The sequence below is a fragment of the Nocardiopsis ansamitocini genome (genome assembly GCF_030268225.1).
Taxonomy (GTDB): Bacteria; Actinomycetota; Actinomycetes; order Streptosporangiales; family Streptosporangiaceae; genus Nocardiopsis_D; species Nocardiopsis_D ansamitocini.
The window spans coordinates 60,480-74,500 of the sequence record NZ_BSQG01000009.1; the positions used below are offsets into that span (position 1 = coordinate 60,480).

The 14,021-nt window shown below is 69.5% G+C and carries 14 protein-coding genes and 1 tRNA gene; 11 read left to right on the forward strand and 4 right to left on the reverse strand.

What is annotated here, in order from left to right; translation table 11 throughout:
• Positions 1 to 76 precede the first annotated feature (76 nt).
• Together QSJ59_RS20365 and QSJ59_RS20370 are read left to right on the forward strand one after the other, a co-directional pair.
• Positions 77 to 1,666: a serine hydrolase domain-containing protein gene (locus QSJ59_RS20365; protein ID WP_285761323.1), complete on the forward strand. Its 1,590-nt coding sequence runs from the start codon at positions 77 to 79 to the stop codon at positions 1,664 to 1,666.
• Positions 1,667 to 1,986: 320 nt separating this feature from the next.
• Entirely contained in the window at positions 1,987 to 3,186 is a 1,200-nt protein-coding gene (locus QSJ59_RS20370; protein ID WP_285761324.1) for an ATP-binding protein, read from the forward strand.
• Positions 3,187 to 3,241: 55 nt separating this feature from the next.
• Here QSJ59_RS20370 and QSJ59_RS20375 read toward each other — a convergent pair whose 3' ends face one another.
• The gene (locus tag QSJ59_RS20375; RefSeq protein WP_285761325.1) at positions 3,242 to 4,093 is read right to left on the reverse strand and encodes a MauE/DoxX family redox-associated membrane protein; all 852 of its coding nucleotides are present in this window, start codon (positions 4,091 to 4,093) and stop codon (positions 3,242 to 3,244) included.
• A 4-nt stretch (positions 4,094 to 4,097) separates the two neighbouring features.
• The gene (locus QSJ59_RS20380; RefSeq protein WP_285761326.1) at positions 4,098 to 5,051 is read right to left on the reverse strand and encodes a hypothetical protein; all 954 of its coding nucleotides are present in this window, start codon (positions 5,049 to 5,051) and stop codon (positions 4,098 to 4,100) included.
• 423 nt (positions 5,052 to 5,474) lie between these two features.
• On the opposite strand from QSJ59_RS20380, the gene QSJ59_RS20385 reads away from it, so the two are divergent.
• Together QSJ59_RS20385 and QSJ59_RS20390 are read left to right on the forward strand one after the other, a co-directional pair.
• Positions 5,475 to 5,993 (forward strand): SigE family RNA polymerase sigma factor, encoded by a 519-nt coding sequence (locus tag QSJ59_RS20385; protein ID WP_285761327.1) that lies wholly within the window; start codon positions 5,475 to 5,477, stop codon positions 5,991 to 5,993.
• A 62-nt stretch (positions 5,994 to 6,055) separates the two neighbouring features.
• Positions 6,056 to 6,144, forward strand: a tRNA-Ser gene (locus QSJ59_RS20390).
• 202 nt (positions 6,145 to 6,346) lie between these two features.
• On the opposite strand, the gene QSJ59_RS20395 is transcribed toward QSJ59_RS20390, so the two are convergent.
• The gene (locus tag QSJ59_RS20395) at positions 6,347 to 6,814 is read right to left on the reverse strand and encodes a MarR family winged helix-turn-helix transcriptional regulator (protein WP_285761328.1); all 468 of its coding nucleotides are present in this window, start codon (positions 6,812 to 6,814) and stop codon (positions 6,347 to 6,349) included.
• A 414-nt stretch (positions 6,815 to 7,228) separates the two neighbouring features.
• Between QSJ59_RS20395 and QSJ59_RS20400 the strand changes: the two genes are divergently transcribed.
• From QSJ59_RS20400 to QSJ59_RS20415, 4 genes are all read left to right on the forward strand, one after another.
• Entirely contained in the window at positions 7,229 to 7,885 is a 657-nt protein-coding gene (locus QSJ59_RS20400; protein ID WP_285761329.1) for a hydrolase, read from the forward strand.
• 215 nt (positions 7,886 to 8,100) lie between these two features.
• Positions 8,101 to 8,409 (forward strand): GNAT family N-acetyltransferase, encoded by a 309-nt coding sequence (locus tag QSJ59_RS20405; protein WP_285761330.1) that lies wholly within the window; start codon positions 8,101 to 8,103, stop codon positions 8,407 to 8,409.
• 24 nt (positions 8,410 to 8,433) lie between these two features.
• Positions 8,434 to 8,715, forward strand: a complete 282-nt coding sequence (locus QSJ59_RS20410; protein WP_285761331.1) for a (4Fe-4S)-binding protein — start codon at positions 8,434 to 8,436, stop codon at positions 8,713 to 8,715.
• 135 nt (positions 8,716 to 8,850) lie between these two features.
• Complete coding sequence (locus QSJ59_RS20415) at positions 8,851 to 9,264, forward strand: nuclear transport factor 2 family protein (RefSeq protein ID WP_285761332.1); 414 nt, start codon at positions 8,851 to 8,853, stop codon at positions 9,262 to 9,264.
• Positions 9,265 to 9,354: 90 nt separating this feature from the next.
• On the opposite strand, the gene QSJ59_RS20420 is transcribed toward QSJ59_RS20415, so the two are convergent.
• Positions 9,355 to 9,555 carry a DUF1932 domain-containing protein gene (locus QSJ59_RS20420; RefSeq protein WP_285761333.1) on the reverse strand — a complete coding sequence of 67 codons (201 nt, stop codon included), beginning with the start codon at positions 9,553 to 9,555 and terminating at the stop codon, positions 9,355 to 9,357.
• A 198-nt stretch (positions 9,556 to 9,753) separates the two neighbouring features.
• Here QSJ59_RS20420 and QSJ59_RS20425 point away from each other — a divergent pair, with 198 nt between their 5' ends.
• The 3 genes from QSJ59_RS20425 to QSJ59_RS20435 all read left to right on the forward strand — a co-directional run bounded on the left by QSJ59_RS20425 (position 9,754) and on the right by QSJ59_RS20435 (position 13,996).
• Positions 9,754 to 11,781 (forward strand): serine hydrolase, encoded by a 2,028-nt coding sequence (locus QSJ59_RS20425; RefSeq protein WP_285761334.1) that lies wholly within the window; start codon positions 9,754 to 9,756, stop codon positions 11,779 to 11,781.
• A 101-nt stretch (positions 11,782 to 11,882) separates the two neighbouring features.
• Positions 11,883 to 13,340, forward strand: a complete 1,458-nt coding sequence (locus QSJ59_RS20430) for a sensor histidine kinase (protein WP_285761335.1) — start codon at positions 11,883 to 11,885, stop codon at positions 13,338 to 13,340.
• Positions 13,337 to 13,996, forward strand: a complete 660-nt coding sequence (locus QSJ59_RS20435) for a response regulator (protein WP_285761336.1) — start codon at positions 13,337 to 13,339, stop codon at positions 13,994 to 13,996. The genes QSJ59_RS20430 and QSJ59_RS20435 overlap by 4 nt, the downstream gene beginning before the upstream one ends.
• Positions 13,997 to 14,021 lie beyond the last annotated feature (25 nt).

The window sequence follows — 14,021 nt, forward strand, 5'->3', positions numbered from 1 at the left end:
CGGCCGGGAGAACCGCACCGTCCGCTGGTGACAGCAGCGTCTACACCGGCGGGGGCCGACTGAATAGGTTCGGCCTATGGACACCCAGCAGCGAACCCCCGCGCAGCAGCCACCGACGGCCGTGTGCGCGCCACGAGCACCCGGACGGGTCTGGGGCGCCGCGCTCCTGGCCGGAGCCGTTGTCGGCGGCCTGGCCTTCTGGACGATGCCGACCACCGGACCGACCACGTTCACGGCCGAGGGCGATCCCGAGATCGCCGCCGCGGTCAACAGCGCGGTGGCCGGACGCGAGCACGTCTTCCAAGGGCTCTCGGCCGCCTCCGCGACCGACAACGGGGTCGCCACCTCAACGGCGGGCACCACCGACGGCGACACCCCGGTCACCGGCGACACCCCCTTCGAGACCGGCTCGGTCTTCAAACTGTTCACCGCCATGACGCTGGCCGACATGGCGGAGAAGGGCGAGGTGGAGCTGGACGACACGGTCGGCGAGATCTTCTCCGACCTGGAGTTCGCCGACCCCGCTGTCGCCACCGTCACCCTGGAAGAACTGGCGACGCACCAGTCGGGTCTGCCGAGCATCCCCGCGGGCTACGGTCTCGTGAGCCTGGGCCACCCACTGGTGTTCACCGACCCTTTCGCGGGCCTGCCCCCCGTCACCGAGTCCCTGGCCGCTGCTGCCGAGACTCCGCAACGCGGCGAATGGAACTACTCCAACTTCGGCTTCGCGACCCTGGGAGCGGCGCTGTCCGAGGCCGCGGGGCTGCCCTTCCCCGAACTGGTGCGCGAGCGCGTACTGGATCCGCTGGGCATGGACGCCACCGGGATCGTGGGTGCGGACATCCCCGCCGGCGGGGTTCCCGAAGGTGGCGCGATGCCGCACTACGAGGCGGGGTCCCGCAGCCAGGTGTGGGGGGTGTCGCACTACGCTCCCGCCGGGGTCGGGACCTGGTCGACCACCGGTGACTTCGTGCGGTTCGCGGAGGCGGTCCGGGCCGGCGACGCCCCGGGGCTGTCCGCTCTGGAGCCCCTGCGGGACGGCCCGGTGGAGACGATGCGCAGCGGGCTCGGCTGGCAGGTGAGCGAGCTTGCGGACGGCACCGTGCGGCACTGGCACGACGGCGCGACCTACGGCTCGGGGGCGTTCCTGGCCGTGGAGGAGGACAGGAGCGTGGTGGTGCTGGCGAACAGCGCCCCGTTGACGGTGCCGATGGTGGGACTGGCCGTCCTGGAGCCGGATGCCGGACACTCGGTCGGCGACCTCGGAGCGGTCGCGCCGAGCCGGGCTCTCGGGCTCGCGCTGACCCTGCCGCTGCTGGTCGTTCCCGTCGGACTCGCGCTGGCGCTGATGGCCGGGCGAAAGACTCTCGTCACCCGTCGCCACCTGGACCGGTTGCGCCTGGTGTCGATGCCCCTGGGCGCCTTCGCCGTGGTCCTGTCCTCGCTGCGCTGGGGCAGTTGGGCGGCCACCCCGCACCTGCTGTGGGCGCTTGCGGTCGGTTTGCTGGGCACCGCGGTGGTGGTCGGCGCATGGCACTGGCGGCGGGTTCCGACGGTGCGCGCGACCTGGCTGCCGGTACGCCTGGGGGCGTTCGTCCTGTCGACGACGGTCTCCCTTGCGCTGATCGGCACCATCGGCTGGGCGGTCGCGGTCTCCGTGGGCTAGCCGGGGGCGGGGTCGGCGGGCGACGGGCAGGACGGGGTCGCCCGCCGCATCGTGTCGTCGACAGACGGTGGCGCTGCGGCCACCGATCGACTACAGTCATTTTTGTCGAACATGTGTTCGACGGAGGGGAGGGGAGTATGGCCACGGCAGCGCTGCCACAGGGCCGAGCGGCGATCCGGTCCGGTGGGGCAGGCCATTCCCCCCTCCCCGCCCACGAGGAGCGCCGGGCCTTCCGGAGCCTGGAGTGGGAGGCGCGGTCGTCTGCGGCTTTCTACCGCTCTCTAGAAAACGCGCTAGAAACACGTATAGAGTCCGAGCGCATGGACCCCGTACGCAATCCGTACGCCCCAGGTGCCGGGCAGCGGCCGCCCGAGCTCGCCGGACGCGAGCGGGAGGTCCGCCAGTTCGAGATCGTGCTGGAACGCGTGGCCCGCGGCCGCCCCGAACGCAGCATGGTGCTGACCGGTCTGCGAGGGGTCGGAAAGACGGTACTGCTCAACACGTTCCGGTCCATGGCGATCCAGCGGCTGTGGGGCACCGGCAAGATCGAGGCCCGCCCCGAGCAGTCCATCCGCCGGTCCCTCTCCGCGGCCATGCACATGGCGTTGCGCGAGCTCGCCCCACGGCACCGCGCCCCCGACCGGATCGAGCACGTGCTGGGCGTGCTGAAATCGTTCGCGCAGGCCACAACGGACGATGAGCGCACAGGCCGGGCCACCAGGACCGGCCCCCGCTGGCAACCGGGAATCGACGCGGTGGCGGTGCGCGGACGCGCCGACTCCGGCGACCTCGAGATCGACCTGATGGAACTCTTCGTGGACGCGGCCTCGGTCGCCACCGACCTGGGCGTGGGCATCGCGCTCTTCATCGACGAACTCCAGGACGTCCCCGCCAAGGACATCTCGGCGCTGTGCACCGCATGCCACGAGCTGGCCCAGAACGGCGGTCCGCTGATCGTGGTGGGGGCCGGCCTGCCCCACCTGCCTGCGGTCCTCTCCGCGAGCAAGAGCTACTCCGAGCGACTGTTCCGCTACGTCCGGATCGACCGGCTGAACCGGGTGGCAGCCGACCACGCCCTCAGCGCCCCGGCGCTGGCCGAGAACGTGGTGTTCGAAGCCGAGGCCCTGGAAGCCCTTTACAAGGCGTCCGACGGCTACCCGTTCTTCGTGCAGGCATACGGGAAGGCCACCTGGGATCTGGCGCTGCGCAGCCCCATCACCGCCGAGGACGTACGGGTCGCCGCACCCGAGGCCGAGGAGGAGTTGGCCGTTGGGTTCTTCGGCAGCCGGTACGACCGCGCCACCCCCGCCGAGCGCGACTACATGCGGGCGATGGCCGCTCTGGGCGACGAGCCCGTCGCGACCAACGAGGTCGCCGCTTCGTTGGGGCGACGGCCCGCCAGTCTCTCCCCGGCGCGGGACAGCCTGATCAAGAAGGGGCTGGTCTACAGTTCCGAGCGCGGCAAGATCGCATTCACCGTCCCGCACTTCGGCACGTTCTTGCGTCGCCGGTCGGAGTAGGCGTGTCCTGTGGACAACCGCTCTCCCGGCGTTTCCGGTTGAAATCCCAAAAGCGCTAGACGAACCGAGACGAATGCGTGGGAGTCCCCTGGCTCCTTGATACCGGCGCACTGGCCTCCCCCGGGGCCGCCGGCTCCGTGTCCGCTCGGGTACCGGTCACGGTCACCCTTACTTCTTTGCGCATCCCGTTGAGCGGTACGGCGAACACCACGTCCACTGGACGTTCCCGCCGCTGCCCCGCGAACCTCACCAGGCGCCAGCAGCCGTGTCGCCACACGTCGACGGGTTCGGTGCCGGTGAGAAAGGCGCGGCTGTCGGCCCACGCGTCGCTGGACCGCAGCCGACGGATGGACCTGTTCAACGGCACCTCGCGCAACTCGCAGGGCACCGGGTTGCGGAGGCGTTTCACCAGTTCGCCCAGCTCCGGGGAGAGGGCGGCGAACACCGCCAGTTCCGCGACCAGCACGAGGCCGTGCCAGGCGGTGAAACCCGTGACCGCCGCCGCTCCCGTCCCCGGAAGGCCGACGGTGACCCCGGCGGCCAGGGCGAGCAGCCCTGACCTGGTCAGACTCCGCCAGCCCACCGGTTCGGTGCTGAGGCCGCCGAAGCAACCGCAGCCCATCTCCGGATCGCGCTTGCGCAGCTGGTAGAGGGTCGCAAGGCCCAATACAAACAGGAGCGCGGTGGCACCCCTGGCGAGATCGCCCAGCAGACCGCCCAGGGCCACCAGCGCCACCGCGAGAACCGCCTCGATACCGGCGTTGGCCAGCCCGAAGAAGCGTCGTACCCCGACCGGCAGAAACGCCGCGGGACCTTGGGCCGAGCGGTCGACGGCCTTGGCGACGGCACCGAGCAGCAGCATTGCCACCAGGATCGGAAACTGGGTCTCGCGCAGGATCTCGATCACGGATTCAGCCCACCGTCAGGGTCGCGTTGAAACAGCCGGCCTCGGGGCGTCCGCCCAAGGCGATGAAGGACGCCAGCGTCAGCTGGGCGATCCGCCCGCGGGCGGGGGAATCGCAGGTGACGCAGCGATCGCAGAAATGACTCACCGCCGCACCGCAGGCCACGACGGGAAGGATCGCCGACTCGCCGGTGCACTGGTTGACCAGGCCCACCGTCGCTCCGAGGGACAGCAACGGCAGCGCCGCACAACCGGTGGCCCGGTCGCACACCGCACCGCAGTCGGCAGCGCGGTCGAGAGCCGGATAGGCCAGGCCGCCCAGTAGGCCCATCGGATTCGCGTGCGGTGAACCGCCCCGGGCCGGGTCGTACCAGGAGACCATCCCGGCGATGGCGTGCGCGGCACTGCGCACCGGCGGGCGTCTGGGCGCGTCGGCCGCGGGGTAGTGGGGCTGGGACGTCGCGGGCAGCAGCGCCTGTAGGACGCCGTCGTCCCAGAGCCCGACGGCGTCGAAGAGGTAGCCGGGCTCCAGCCGTGGATGCCGTACCTGCATCCGCCCCGAAGCCCGGTAGGGGATCACAACGGTCACCGGCTCGCGGTCGTGACCGGTGTCGACGCGCAGGATGTCTTCGTCCACCTCGGCGATCACCCCCGTGGCGCGCGCGAGACCGGACCATACGCGTTCGGCGACCGAGGCGGCTTCCGGGACGCAGCGCACGATGACGTCCTGACCGGGGCGCAGGTCACTGAACCCGGAACCGGTTCCGCGCCAGAAACCAGTGGCCTCGGTGAGCACGAAGCGTTCGTCACCGTGCGGAGTGGCCAGGCTGAGCAGATGGGGGCTGATGTCCACCAGGACACCGCGTACCACTCTGGCGGGCGGGTCGAACGGCTCGGGAGCAACGGTGCGGCCCAGCAGTGCGGCGGTGAACCGCCGGCGATCGCCGAGTCCTGCAGGCATAGCGCTCCCCCGTCGGTGTGCCCGGTCCGTCAGGCGTCCACGTCCTCCCCGCGGGCCACGGGAATCGTCCCCATTTTCCCCCAGTCGGACCGCCGGAACCCACCGAAGCCGCAAAACACCAGAAAGCGCGTCGTATGACCTGCCCCACCGCCGGCCACGAAGCGCACCGAACCCCGACCGCCACACTCCGCGAAACGCGCGGCCGACCTCTCGCACCCATTGGATATCCAACCGGCCCCAGACCGGCGAAACCACGACAACACAGGCGTTCTATTCGAGAGCTGAAGTCCGGTTTGTCGGAAGATGGCATCGGCCTGAGCGAACGATTACACGGCCCGTGCAAGAGTGAGAAACACGAGATTGTGATCGAGAGCACGTGTCGGGCCCATGGTCGCGGATACGTCAGATCGGGTCGGTGGTCGGGTGGGTGAGACAGCACGGCAGGCCGGCTACGCGGAGTTCTCCGCGTATGTCCGACAACGCGGACCGGCCCTGCTGCGGATGGCGCAGTCGCTGACCGGCAACCACGCCGATGCGGAGGACCTTCTTCAGGCCGCCCTGGTCAAGACGTTCTTCGCCTGGGACCGGATCATCAACCCCAACGCCCGCGACGGTTACGTCCGCCGCGCGATGGTCAACACCCAGATCTCGGAGTGGCGGCGCAACCGGCTGGAGGTCTACCCCACGGACGAGATCCCCGACCAGCGCACCGAGGACACCACGTGGCGTACCGACCTGGCCGACGCCGTGGGCCGCGCCGTGAGCCGCCTCCCGGACCGGCAGCGCACGACCGTTATGTTGCGCTACTACGAGGACATGTCCGAGGCCGAGATCGCCAACGCCCTCGGCGTGACCGTCGGAACCGTGAAGAGCACCGTGTCCCGGGCCGTGGCCAAGCTCCGGCACGACGCCGACCTCATCATCGACAGGACCACCTCCTGAACGCGCCGCCGGCTCTTCGTTTTGCACCTTGACCCCATTCCTCTGTACGCTTGTCCCAGCCAGGAGGATTCGCCTAGTCCGGTCTATGGCGCCGCACTGCTAATGCGGTTAGGTGGCAACACCTTCCGGGGTTCAAATCCCCGATCCTCCGCAGGTGGAAGAGGGCCTGACGCACAAGCGTCAGGCCCTCTTCTGCGCTTCGGTCTCATTTCCAGTCTCAATCGCACGCGAGACCATGCCGTCTCCCCCGAACGGACGGCCTCCAGGTGCCGTCCGGGCCCCGCCGGGTGCTGCTTAGGCACCGGACAGCCAACACTTCGGGCCGGCCTCTCGAAGGCCCCCGCGTCGCCCGTTCAGTCCGGCTGCTTCTCCATGTGGTCGGAGACACGCTTGGACAGCCGGGCGAACGTGTCGAGTTGGTTCGGGGTCAGGGCGTCGATGAACAGCCGTCGGACGTGCTCGACGTGTATGGGCGCGGCGTCTTCGATCGCCTTGTATCCCGCCGGAGTGGCGACGATGAATGCTCCGCGTGCGTCGTCGGGGCATTCCTCCCTGGCCACGAGCCCGCGCTTCATCATCCGCGCGACCTGGTGGGACATTCGGCTTTTTTCCCACTTCACGAGCTTGGACAATTCCAGGTAGCGCATCCGCCCGTCGCCCGTCTCGGTGAGATTGACGAGCACGATGTAGTCGGAGGCGGACATTTTGGAATCGGCCTGGAGGAGGCGGGAAAGCCGTCCGATGAGCGCCTCCTGCAGGTTGATGAAGCTGTCCCAAGCGGCTTTCTCATCCGGATCGAGCCAGCGTGGCGTCGCGTTCATGGACGTAGTGTAACGAAATCGTTGACAGTTCATCTACGCGAGCCGAGGTGGCGGCGCCCCCAGCGAGGCCGGCTGCCGCATTCAAAGGCAGAGGGCGACGCCACAGGGGCCGCACCCGAATGGGGCCGCCCATCCTTCGGACCCCATTCGAATCGGGCTTGGGACCCGAATCCACCCTTGGTTGACACATCACATATCAGTACTAATGTAGATGACGCATCATCCACTTGGTCGCGATGAGGCACCGGCAGGGAGGCCATCCCGGTTCGCGGAGCCGCGTCAACCGATTCGGCGCAGCACCCGGCCGCCCCGACCCCTGAGCCGCCGGCGTGGACACGTGCGACCGGATCACCGGCGTCGAGCGACGGTGTCCCGTTTGAACTCACAGAGCACGAACACCTGGAAAGGGATCGCATGAGCGCCCGAGAGAAGACCGGACTTCAGGCATTGCTGACGCCCGAGGAAAGCGTTCTCCTCCTGATCGACCACCAGCCGTTCCAGTTCGCCAACCTGAACAGCCACGAACCGTCGATGATCGTCAACAACGTCACCGGCCTCGCCAAGACCGCCAAGGTGTTCGATGTCCCGACCATTCTGACGACCGTGCTGGAGGACCGCGGCGGCTACCTCATCCGGGGAGTGCAGGAAGTGTTCCCGGAACAGAAGCCGATCGACCGTACGTTCATCAACACCTGGGAGGACGAGCGTGTCGTCGACGCCGTCACGGCGACCGGCCGAAAGAAGCTGATCATCGCCGGTCTCTGGACGGAGATCTGTGTGGCCATGCCGGCGCTGCAGGCGGCGGGCGAGGGCTTCGAGGTCTTCGTCGTCACCGACGCGTCGGGCGGTGTCTCGGCGGAGGCCCACGACATGGCCGTGCGACGCATGGTCCAGGCCGGCATCGTGCCGATCACCTGGTTGGCCGTGATGGGTGAATGGCAGCGCGACTGGGCCCGCGAAGAGACCGTGCCGGGCCTGACCGAGATCCAGGCACAGCACGGCGGTGCCACCGGTGTCGCCTTCGCCTGGGAGACGCAACTACTTGCGGGCCGCACCGGAAGCGGCGCCTGACCCGGCCGTGGAACGGCCTCCTGGCCGCATCGGGTGGGGCCAGGGTTGACCGCGGTCCCACCCACCCCGCTCGGGCCTTGAGGGCGGCTGCACCGGGGCCGCGGTCCGCATGGCACGGCAAGCGGCGCGGACGCGGACCGCCGCGCGAACAAGTTGCTCAGACACCTTCATTGGATCAGCGTGCCGGTCCGATCGACCGGCCCGGAGGAGGACACATGGCGGTCGAAGTGAGCGACGTGCCCGAGGCCAAACGCTACGAGGCCCGCATCGACGGGGCCTCCGAGGTCGCGGGGGTCGCGCAGTACATCCGTACGACGGAACTCATCGCGTTCGTGCACACCGAGGTCCCACCCGAGCACGAGGGCAAGGGAGTCGGGTCCGCGCTGGCCCGCACCTCTCTCGACGCGGCACGGGCCGATGGCCTACGGGTATTGGCGACCTGCCCCTTCTTCGCGGGGTGGATCGCCCGCCACCCCGATTACCAGGACCTGCTGTACCAGTCCCGCAGCAGGGTCAGTGACTGAACAGCCGGACACGACGGAGGCGGTATGAGCGGTGGAGCCGAGAAGAAGTCGTACAAAGGGCAGTCGATCACGGTCACCTTCGAGGCCGGGCACTGTCGGCACGCGGCCGAATGCGTCCGCGGGCTGCCCGAGGTGTTCGACGCGGCACGGCGTCCGTGGATCCGGCCGGACGGCGCCCCCGCCGACCGCGTGGCCGAAGTGGTGCGACGCTGCCCTTCGGGCGCGCTGCGGTACCGGCTCACGGACGGCGGGACTGAGCCCCGGACCAGCTCGAACAGATCACACGCGGCGGCGCCGGACAGCTGACCGTACCCGGCTGCCGGAGGCCGGTGGCGCGACGGTGACACACCTGGGGGACGTCGACGCCGCAACACTGCACCCCACTGTCACGACCGACGGGAACCCCCACCACTTCACCGGGACGATCGAGAAGGCCAGCTGATGGACACCCCGAAAAACCCGGAGGCACAGGCCGACCGAGCGCGAGACCTCGAACGGAGAAACACCGAGACCGTACTCACGGCGATGCGGGAGCTCTTCGTCGAGGGTGACGTGTCAGCAGTGGACCGATACTGGGCAGAGCCCTACATCCAACACAATCCGTCGATGCCGAACGGGCTCGACACGCTCCGCACCGTGGCACCCACGCTGAGCGGGTTCGTGTGGGAGCCGCAACGGATCGCCGCGCAGGGCGACCTCGTCGTCACGCACAGCCGCGTTCTCGGGTGGGCGGAGAAGCCGGTCGTCATCGCGGATATCTTCCGCCTGCTGGACGGGCGCATCGTCGAGCACTGGGACGTGGTCCAGGAAGAAGTCGACGCGGGACTCTCCGCGAACGGCAATCCGATGGTGTGACGGCAAGGCGTCATCGGAACCGTCGCCGCCAGTAGGCGGGGTTCCCCGGGTGGAGTTGAGAGGGCGCCCCCTCTCAACTCCACCCGCACGTCACCCCTGACGCCCGTTCTCCTCCAGCCCGCGCAACGTCTGCTCCGACGCCTCCGTCGTCTCGTCGGGTGTGCCGAGGGAGTCGGGGAAATCGGCGGTGGCCTGCACTTCGTGGCCCCGTCTGCCGGCGTGCTCGACGGTGTCGCCGAGAAAGCGGCCGATGAGCACCTCGCCCCCGGCGAACTGGGCGGACACCTGCACACGGCCCCGCTTCTTTGCACCGGCCGCCCGGCCCGCGAGTACGACTTCGGGGCCGGTGGCCTCCACCAAAAGTCGTAACAGTGATGTGGACCCCGGCCGGATGTGCCGACGGGCCCTGCTCCAGCACGCTGGACACCAGCAGCACCGGGCGAGACAACTACCGAACGCCCGGTGCGTCCACGGAGCAGGAGAGAGTACGTGCACCCCGCCGAATCACCCCACGTGTCCCCGCCGGTCGGCCGCCCCCGGCTGTCGCGCGGACCTCGCGCATCGTTGGCGGCGCTGGCCGCCGTCGCGGCGGTCTCCGTGCTGGCCGGCGGCTGCGCCGGAGCCGGGGCCGCAACGCACTACGTACCCGAGACACCACCACCCGGAACGGCCGAACTCGCCGCGGAGGACCTCGACGCCTGGCTGGACGGTCTGGTCCCCGCTTCCCTGGACCAGACCGGTATCCCGGGTGCCGCGATCAGTGTCGTCCACGAGGGCGAGCTCCTCACCGCGCGCGGCTACGGGTACGCCGCCACCGGCATGGACGGGGAGGACCCCGCACCGGTCGACGCCGAGGAGACCCTGTTCCGGGTGGGATCGGTGTCCAAGCTGTTCACCGCGACGGCGGTGATGCAACTGGTGGAGCAGGGCGAGGTGGACCTGGACACCGACGTCGACGAGTACATCGACTTCACCCTGCACACCTCCTTCGACGAACCCGTGACCGTGCGCCACCTGCTCACGCACACACCCGGTTTCGAGGAACGGGTCGCCGGGCTGATCCTGCCGGAGGACGCGGAAACCGACCTGCGCGAATACCTTGCGGTCGATCCACCGGAACAGGTGTACGCGCCGGGCACGGTCCCCGCCTACTCCAACTACGGCAACGCGCTCGCGGGATACGTCGTGGAGCAGGTCAGCGGCATGCCCTTCGAAGAGTACGTCCAGGAGAACGTCCTGGCCCCGCTGGACATGGACTCCTCCACCTTCGCCCAGCCCCTCCCCCCGGAGCTGGCGGACCGCTTCGCGAACGGTTACACCGCCGACACCGGACCGGCCGGCCCGTTCGAGGTCATCGGGGGTGCGCCTGCCGGCGCGCTCACCGCGTCCGCGACCGACATGGCGCGGTTCATGCTCGCGCAACTGGGCGAGCTCGACACCGCCCAGGCACCGTTGGCGCCAGAGACCCTCGACCTCATGCACGCACCGGCGCTAAAAGAGGACTCGCTGGGAACCCTGGCGGACGGGCGCCGGATGACGCTGGGCTTCTTCGACGAGAGCCGCAACGGGCACACGATCGTCGGGCACGGCGGGGACACCAACTACTTCCACTCCCACCTGCAGATCTACCCCGACGAGGGCACCGGGATCTTCGTGACCCTCAACGGCGGCGGCAACGAAGGGATCGACAGCCTCCGGCTGCGCGAGGCGATCCTGAACGGATTCGCCGACCGCTACTTCCCCGCGTCCGGCGAGGACGGCGCCTCGGTCCAACCGACCGCGGCCGAGCACGCGGCGATGGCCCAGGGGACCTACGAAATGTCGCGGTCGATGGACAGCAACTTCCTGTCCGTCCTGGGCGCGTTCGGCGGGCAGACCCGGGTCGTGGCGCGCGCGGACGGCACGATCCTGGTCACTCCCGGCCCGGAGACCATGGCCCCCACGGTCTACGAGGAGATCGAACCGTGGGTGTGGCGCGAGGTCGGGGGACAGCGCCTCCTGACGATGCGGGTGGAAGGAGAGCAGGTGGAGGCGATCGGTTTCGCCTCGGCCTTCGCCCTGCTGCGCATCGACAGCGCGCGCGAGACGTCCGTGGTGCTCCCGATGGTCATCGCCTCCGTCCTGATCCTGTTGACCGCGGTCCTGTCCTGGCCCGTCGGTGCGGTGGTGCGCCGCAGCCTGTCGCTGCCCGCCCGCAACCGGACCGGACGCACGGCCCGCGTCCTGACCCGGGTGTGCGTGGCCGGCGCCGTGGTGGCGCTGGCGGGCTGGGCCGTGGCGATCACTCTGGTCATGGGGTTTGCGCTCGTACCCGAGGGCGTGCTGTTCCCGATTCTGGGCGCGCAGTGGCTCGGTGTCGCCGGCATCGCACCCGCAGCGCTGGTCCTGTTCGACGACGTCCGGCACCGCTCCGGTTGGAAGCGGTCCCTGGGCAGCGCCCTGGTCCTGCTGGCGCTGGTGGGAGTCGCGTACTTCGCCGCCGTCTTCGGGCTGCTCTCGTTCGATATGACCTACTGATCTACTGGACCGGGCCGGCGGGAGAACGCCCCCGCCGGCCCCTGCCGCCGTTGCGGCACACGACCCGCGACCCCGCAGGGAACAGGAAACCGGTGGATGCGATGACCGACGACGATCTCTTCACAGGCACGGTCCGGGGCGGCCGGGAGCCGGCCGACGCCCACCCGGGCCTCCCCCGGACGACGGTGTGGGCCGACGAGACGCTGAACCGCCTGGGCCTGCGCTCCGGTTTCTCCCGCGACTGTTCCCTGGCGGTGGTCGTGGCACTGGCGTGCGGCATGCTGCTGTGGTCCGTACTGGGCTTCGCGCGAAGCGTCGAGGGAATCACGCTCTCCCCGACGGTCTCGACCGCACTCATCCTCTTGATGTGCGGGCAGTCGTTGATGCTGTGCGTACGGCGCACACACCCGGTGCTGTGCCTCGTCACCGTGGCGCTCGCCGAAATGGCGACCCTGGCCGTCATGCCGACCGGGGTGGCGGCTCAAGGGCTCGCGTCGTTCATCGCCGCCTACACCTGCGGCACCCTGCTGCCACCGCGCCGGCTGGTGGGGCTCCTCACCCCCGTCGTCCTCGTGCACGGCCTCATCGGGGCGCTGGTAGCGGGAAGGCTGTACGGCCCGGCCCTGGTTCCGGACGCCCTGTCCTCCTCGCTCCCGCTGTCCCTGGAGGGGTACCCGCTGGTGGCCGGCGGGCTGCTGGCATCGGCCCTGGCCGTCTACGTGGGTTCGGCGCTCGTGGGAGCCTACGTGGGGACCAGGCGGCGCTATGCCGAACTGGTCCGCGTCCGCACCCTCGACGCGATCAGGACGCAACAGGAGCGGGCCGCGAACGCCGTCAGGAACGAGCGGACGCGCATGGCACGGGAACTGCACGACATCGCGGCGCACCACCTGTCCGGCATGGTCGTACAGGCCGGTGCCGCACAGCGGCTGATCGGCCGCGACGACCGAGCGGCCCTCGAAGCGGTGGCCTGGGTCCGTTCCCAGGGCAAGGAAACGCTCGACAGCCTGCGGCTGGTCGTGGGGGCACTGCGCGATCCGGGGGAAGAACCCGCCTCGACCGGCGACGGCCTGATGCACAGCGGCGACCCGGGGTCGCGGGGAGCCCCGGTTCCCGGGGCTGCCGCGCTCGACAGGCTGGTGCAGATGGAACGCGGGCTGGGCGCGGAGATCGAGTTCCTGCGCGAGGGTGCGTCCTATCCGTTGCCCCCGGTCGCCGACATCACCGTCTACCGGGTCGCCCAGGAAGCCCTCTCCAACGCCCGCGAACACGCTGCCGGCGCCGACGTACGCTTGCTGCTGCGCTACAGCGAGTCGCGGTTCGTCCTACGGGTCGACAACGAGAACGGGACCGACATGGGGAACCAGTCCGAGAACACCGCCGGGGTACCGCGAGGCCTGGGGTTGCTCGGAATGAAGGAGCGGGCACAGTTGGTCGGGGCGACACTGGAAGCGGGGGCGACCACCCGGGGCGGTTGGCGGGTGCGGTTGAGCCTTCCCGTGGACAGGGAGATCTCCGCGGCCGGGAACCGGAACGCGTCCGAGGGGGGCGACACATGATCAGAGTGGTCCTCGTGGACGACCAGTCCGTCGTCAGGGCGGGTTTCCGGGTCATCCTCAACCTCTCCGACGACATCGAGGTCGTGGGCGAGTGCGGGGACGGCCCTACGGCGGTGGCACTCGCCGAACGCCTGAAACCCGACGTCATCTGCATGGACGTCCGTATGCCGGGTGGGGACGGACTGTCCGCGACCCGCCGGATCCTCGCGGGTGCCTCCGCCGAACCGCCCGCCGTCCTCATCGTGACGACCTTCGACCTGGACGAGTACGTCTTCGGCGCGTTGGAGGCCGGGGCCAGCGGTTTCATTCTGAAGGACGCCGACCCCGACGAGTTGATCGACGCCGTGCGCAGGCTCGCCGGCGGCTACGGACTGGTGGACCAGGCCGTGACCCGGCGGGTGATGGCCGAGTTCGCACGTCGCAAATCCCCCGAGCGTCCTCCCACCGAGGCTTTCGATCTGCTGACCGCCCGTGAAGCCGACATCGTCCGCCTCCTCGCGCAGGGCATGTCCAACGCCGAGATCGGCAAGGAACTGTTCATCGAGACGAGCACGGTGAAGTCGCACCTCGGGCGGGCCATGACCAAGATCGGTACCAGGGACCGGGTGCAGACCGTGGTCTGGGCGTACCAGAACGGCGTCGTACGGCCCGGATAGCGGCTGCCCCGTTGCGGGACGGTTG

Excerpts from the sequence above, each read along its gene's own strand:
- QSJ59_RS20365 (WP_285761323.1), top strand. The coding sequence starts at position 77 with ATGGACACCCAGCAGCGAACCCCCGCGCAGCAGCCACCGACGGCCGTG.
- QSJ59_RS20370 (WP_285761324.1), top strand. The coding sequence starts at position 1,987 with ATGGACCCCGTACGCAATCCGTACGCCCCAGGTGCCGGGCAGCGGCCG.
- QSJ59_RS20380 (WP_285761326.1), bottom strand. The coding sequence starts at position 5,051 with ATGCCTGCAGGACTCGGCGATCGCCGGCGGTTCACCGCCGCACTGCTG.
- QSJ59_RS20395 (WP_285761328.1), bottom strand. The coding sequence starts at position 6,814 with ATGAACGCGACGCCACGCTGGCTCGATCCGGATGAGAAAGCCGCTTGG.
- QSJ59_RS20400 (WP_285761329.1), top strand. The coding sequence starts at position 7,229 with ATGAGCGCCCGAGAGAAGACCGGACTTCAGGCATTGCTGACGCCCGAG.
- QSJ59_RS20405 (WP_285761330.1), top strand. The coding sequence starts at position 8,101 with ATGGCGGTCGAAGTGAGCGACGTGCCCGAGGCCAAACGCTACGAGGCC.
- QSJ59_RS20410 (WP_285761331.1), top strand. The coding sequence starts at position 8,434 with ATGAGCGGTGGAGCCGAGAAGAAGTCGTACAAAGGGCAGTCGATCACG.
- QSJ59_RS20415 (WP_285761332.1), top strand. The coding sequence starts at position 8,851 with ATGGACACCCCGAAAAACCCGGAGGCACAGGCCGACCGAGCGCGAGAC.
- QSJ59_RS20430 (WP_285761335.1), top strand. The coding sequence starts at position 11,883 with ATGACCGACGACGATCTCTTCACAGGCACGGTCCGGGGCGGCCGGGAG.
- QSJ59_RS20435 (WP_285761336.1), top strand. The coding sequence starts at position 13,337 with ATGATCAGAGTGGTCCTCGTGGACGACCAGTCCGTCGTCAGGGCGGGT.